This window comes from Acidovorax delafieldii 2AN (assembly GCF_000175235.1).
Classification (GTDB): domain Bacteria; phylum Pseudomonadota; class Gammaproteobacteria; order Burkholderiales; family Burkholderiaceae_C; genus Acidovorax; species Acidovorax delafieldii_B.
Genome location: NZ_ACQT01000282.1, coordinates 1 through 4,396, shown reverse-complemented (window position 1 = coordinate 4,396; position 4,396 = coordinate 1). Strand labels below are relative to the sequence as shown.

Annotated in this window: 5 protein-coding genes; 3 read left to right on the top strand and 2 right to left on the bottom strand. The window is 68.7% G+C overall.

The window, feature by feature from the left end; all coding sequences use genetic code 11:
* Nucleotides 1–82: 82 nt before the first annotated feature.
* Both glcF and ACDELDRAFT_RS19655 read left to right on the top strand, forming a co-directional pair.
* Entirely contained in the window at nt 83–1,336 is a 1,254-nt protein-coding gene (glcF, locus tag ACDELDRAFT_RS19660; protein WP_005799801.1) for a glycolate oxidase subunit GlcF, read from the top strand.
* Nucleotides 1,337–1,716: 380 nt separating this feature from the next.
* Nucleotides 1,717–2,391, top strand: a complete 675-nt coding sequence (locus tag ACDELDRAFT_RS19655; RefSeq protein ID WP_005799800.1) for a dienelactone hydrolase family protein — start codon at nt 1,717–1,719, stop codon at nt 2,389–2,391.
* Here the strand turns inward: ACDELDRAFT_RS19655 and ACDELDRAFT_RS19650 are convergent.
* Both ACDELDRAFT_RS19650 and ACDELDRAFT_RS19645 read right to left on the bottom strand, forming a co-directional pair.
* Entirely contained in the window at nt 2,377–2,997 is a 621-nt protein-coding gene (locus ACDELDRAFT_RS19650; protein WP_005799799.1) for a phosphoribosyltransferase, read from the bottom strand. The genes ACDELDRAFT_RS19655 and ACDELDRAFT_RS19650 overlap by 15 nt on opposite strands.
* A 28-nt stretch (nt 2,998–3,025) precedes the next feature.
* Nucleotides 3,026–3,598 (bottom strand): bifunctional pyr operon transcriptional regulator/uracil phosphoribosyltransferase PyrR, encoded by a 573-nt coding sequence (locus tag ACDELDRAFT_RS19645; protein WP_005799798.1) that lies wholly within the window; start codon nt 3,596–3,598, stop codon nt 3,026–3,028.
* 263 nt (nt 3,599–3,861) lie between these two features.
* Between ACDELDRAFT_RS19645 and ACDELDRAFT_RS19640 the strand changes: the two genes are divergently transcribed.
* On the top strand, nt 3,862–4,077 hold the full coding sequence (locus ACDELDRAFT_RS19640; RefSeq protein ID WP_005799797.1) for a hypothetical protein: 216 nt from the start codon (nt 3,862–3,864) through the stop codon (nt 4,075–4,077).
* Nucleotides 4,078–4,396: the final 319 nt, after the last annotated feature.

Below are 4,396 nucleotides of genomic sequence, written 5' to 3'. Positions count from 1 at the left end.
CACCCCCTGCGCAAGGCCGGGCCCGCCGCACCCCCCTGCCGCGCATTGAATCTTTGTTGTTGACTCGTCCAGGCTGCACTCCATGCAAACCCAACTCGCCCCCGAATACCGCGCCCGCCCCGATGGCCTGGAGGCCGAAGCCATCCTGCGCAAATGCGTGCACTGCGGTTTCTGCACGGCCACCTGTCCCACCTACCAGTTGCTGGGTGACGAACTGGATGGCCCGCGCGGCCGCATCTACCTCATCAAGCAGGTGCTCGAAGGCGAAACCCCCACGCGCAAGACGCAGATGCATCTGGACCGGTGCCTGACCTGCCGCAACTGCGAAAGCACCTGCCCCAGTGGGGTGCAATACGGGCATCTGGTCGATATCGGGCGCAAGATCGTGGACGAGAAGGTGGACCGGCCGCTGGGTGAGAAAGCCCTTCGCTGGGCCCTGAAAGAAGGCTTGCCATCGCCCCTGTTTGCCCCGGCCATGAAAATGGGGCAGGCGGTGCGCGGCCTTCTGCCAGTCGCCCTCAAGGCCAAGGTGCCCGTACCGCGCCCGGCTGGCGCCTGGCCCACCCGCGAACACGCGCGCAAGGTGCTCATGCTGGCCGGCTGCGTGCAGCCCGCCATGATGCCCAACATCAACACGGCCACCGCGCGCGTGCTCGATGCAGCGGGCATCCAGGCTGTGATCGGGCCCGAAGCGGGCTGCTGTGGCGCGGTCAAGTTCCACCTCAACGACCAGGAGGGCGGTAAGGCCCAGATGCGTGCCAACATCGACGCCTGGTGGCCGCTGGTGGAGGCGGGCGGGGTGGAATCCATCGTCATGAATGCCTCGGGCTGCGGCGTCACCGTCAAGGAGTACGGCCACACCCTGAAGGATGACCCGCAATACGCCGCCAAGGCCGCGCGCATCAGCGCCCTCACGCGCGACCTGTCCGAGTTGCTGCCAGCCTTGCTGCCCGAGCTGGCGCAAAAACTGGCGGGCCGGGTGCATGCCCCCGACGTGCTGTTTGCCTACCACCCGCCGTGCACGCTGCAGCACGGCCAGCAGCTGCGCGGCGGCGTCGAGACGCACCTGAACCAGCTGGGCTTCAAGCTGCGCGCGGCCCGCAACGAATCCCACCTGTGCTGCGGCTCGGCGGGTACCTATTCGGTGCTCAATCCCGATCTCTCGTACCAGCTGCGCGACCGCAAGCTCGGTGTGCTGGGTGAAGCCTTCGGCGAGCAGGCTCCCGACATGATCCTGTCGGCCAACATCGGCTGCATCGCGCACCTGCAAAGCGGCACGTCCACCCCCGTGCGGCACTGGGTCGAGGTGCTGGACGAAGCGCTGGGCGCGGCGTAGGCGCCTGTTCGGTTCATTGCGTCTCCCCGGCCCGCCAGCAAGGGGCGGTGCGCAGGGGTTGCGCCCCCGCCGCTTCGGCGTACGATGGCCCGTTGCATTTCTCGGCGCGGTTGTCTGGCGACTGGCGGGGATGCCGGTGCGTCGGCTGGCCGCCGTGGCGGGGTCTTTGTCTCGGCATGCGCTGGGGTACGCCCCCCCGAGCGGGCCCGGACAACGGGTGAAGCCCACAGCCGGGTGCCAAGACCCCTTCCAGGCGGCCCGCAGCGCTGGAAGAAGTCGCATCCGGGTACGCTTGGCCTGTACGCCGCAAGGGATGCGGGGTGTGGCCCCGACCATGGCAGCGCCGCCGGCAAGGGCCGTGTGATCGACGGAGGAATCCCATGCAAGCAACAACGCCGCAACTGGTGCGCATCCCGGTGGGCCGGGGCCATGTCGAAGGGGCTCTGGAGGCTTCTCACCACAGCCAGGGCCTCGTCATTTTTGCCCACGGCAGCGGAAGCAGTCGGCACAGCCCACGCAACAACTATGTTGCCCGGGTGCTGCGCGAACGGAGGCTGGCGACCCTGCTCGTCGATCTGCTCACGCCCGAGGAAGACCGCACCCCCGCGCTGCGGTTTGATATTCCGCTGCTGACGCAGCGTTTGCTGGTGGTCACCGATTGGGCCCGGCGCCAGCCTGCGACAGCACCGCTGCCCCTGGGGTATTTTGGTGCGAGCACCGGCGCAGCGGCGGCCTTGCGCGCGGCCGCTGCGCTGGGGAGCGTCATCCGCGCCGTGGTCTCTCGTGGCGGGCGCCCGGATCTGGCGCCCGCTCGCGACCTTGCCCAAGTGCAATGCCCGACCCTGCTGGTGGTGGGGGGCTGCGATGAAGAGGTGCTGGCGCTCAACCGGAGCGCCGCCGCGCAGATGCCGGGGCCCAAGGCCCTGGCCATCGTGCCCGGTGCCACCCATCTTTTTGAAGAGCCTGGCGCGCTCGAGGCCGTGGCCGGCTTGGCGGCAGACTGGTTCGTGCAGCATCTGACGGCGCCTGGAGCGCCGGCTTCAGGTGGCCAGTAGCGCGATCACTTCCTTGTCGTCCACCTGAGGGAAGTGGCGATAGAACTGGCCCACGGCCTGGAAATGGGCCGGTGCATGCAGGCACACCACATCGTCGGCCATGGGGCGGATCTTCTCCAGGGCGTCAGGGGATGCCACGGGAACGGCACAGACCAGCCGGGCGGGCTGGCGCTGGCGCAGGCTGTGCAACGCCGAGATCATGGTCGCCCCCGTGGCCAGGCCGTCGTCCACCACGATGACGACGCGCCCCTGCGGGTCGATAGGGGTCCGGATCGGCGTGTATTGCGCGCGGCGCGCGTGGATCGTGGCCATCTGCCGCTGTTTTTCGGCGGCAATGTAGCCCTGGTCGGCGCCCACGGCGGCCGCATACGGGGCGATATAGGTCCATCCACTTTCCGCGACAGAGCCGATGGCCACTTCCGGCTCGAAGGGCGCGCGCAGCTTGCGCACCAGCACCACATCGAAATCTGCACCGATCTGTGCGGCAACGATCTTGCCGATGGGAACCGCTCCCCGGGGAATGGCCAGCACCAGCGGGTGCTGGGCGGCATAAGCCTGCAGGCGGTCGGCCAGCTGGCGGGCTGCATCGTCGCGGTCTTGGAACATGATGGATCCGTGGGCGAAGGGGCGGTGATCAGGCCTGGCCCCGGCGGTCGGGCTTCACGAGTTCGATCCTGAAATCGGGCTCGTAGGGCGGCACGTGGCACTCGATGATGTCGGGTGCGGCAATGCCCAGCCGGGCGCCCACCACGTCGGCATGCACGGGCAGGCGGGTGGTGTCGCGGTCCACCAGGCAGGCGGCACGAATGACGGCGGGTTGCTTGCGCGCCAGGTAGTCCACCACCTTCAGCAGGGAGTGGCCCGTGTACAAGACGTCATCCACCACCAGCACCGTGTAACCGCGCAGGTCCAGCGCGGCGTGCTGCGCCTGTTCGGTGAGCCGGGTTTCGGGATGCAGCAGCGTCAGGTCATCTGCATACCGCTTCACCTGCAGATCCAGCCGCAGGGGCGGTGGCAGGCCGTGGAGTTCCACCATGCGGGCGGTGAGCCGGTCGGCCAGCGGCGCCCCGCGGCGCAGCACGCCAATCACCGCGACATCGCGCGTGCCTCTGAGCAGGCCCGCGGCCTGCCGGGCCATGGTATCGACGACGGCTGCCAGCTCCTGTGTGTCGTACAGCGTGGTGCGTGCACCCGGGGTCGCGGTCATGGTGTCTGGCCCGGTTGGCACCGGCACGGTGGTGCGGTCCTGCGAGGAATGTCGGGTCTGCCGCGGCGGGGCGGATTCCGGTACTGCATGGGGCTCTCCTGCACAAAGAGATGGGGCACGCTCAGGCAACAAACCACTGTAGGACGCGCTGTCCGGGGCGTCAATCCCGGCGACGGCAGGGGTTTGCCATGCGGGGGCGATTCCTGTACCGTGGGCCATCGGTCGGCAAAGTCTGGGCACGCGTGCCCTTTCAGGAGGTCCTCATGACAACCCATTCCAGCCAGAACCCGCACGATAAGCAGCCGCCCCATACGGGCAAGGTGGCCAACGACGTGAACAAGGTAGGGGAGCAGGACCCTACCCAGCTCAACCAGGGCAAGCGCACGCCCGAGAGCCGCAGCGACCGCGAATCCCACGTGGGCGGTAGTAACCAGACGCAATCGCGCCGCGGCTCTGTAGCAAACGGCAATCGCTCGTAACGCGCAGGGCGGGCGTGCGGGCGTGCCCTTGGCCCCAGGGGCAAACGGTGAGATGGGGCGTGGTTTCGGGTGCATCGCGTCGCTGCGGGGCTCGGGCAGGGTGTGCTCCTGCGCCCTGCGGGCGCACCGCGCGCCCACGATGTCCCCAGGGGGCTGGGGGTGTGGCTTTTGAAGGGCCCGGCGCCAAGGCTGGCATGATCGAGGGTTTTGTTGCCTCCATCCCGCTCCGCCATGACCGACAACGTGCCAGAACAAGAACACCTCGCCGTGCCCGCTGCCCCCGCCGCAGAGGGCGCAGCGCCACCGGCCCCGGGCCCCT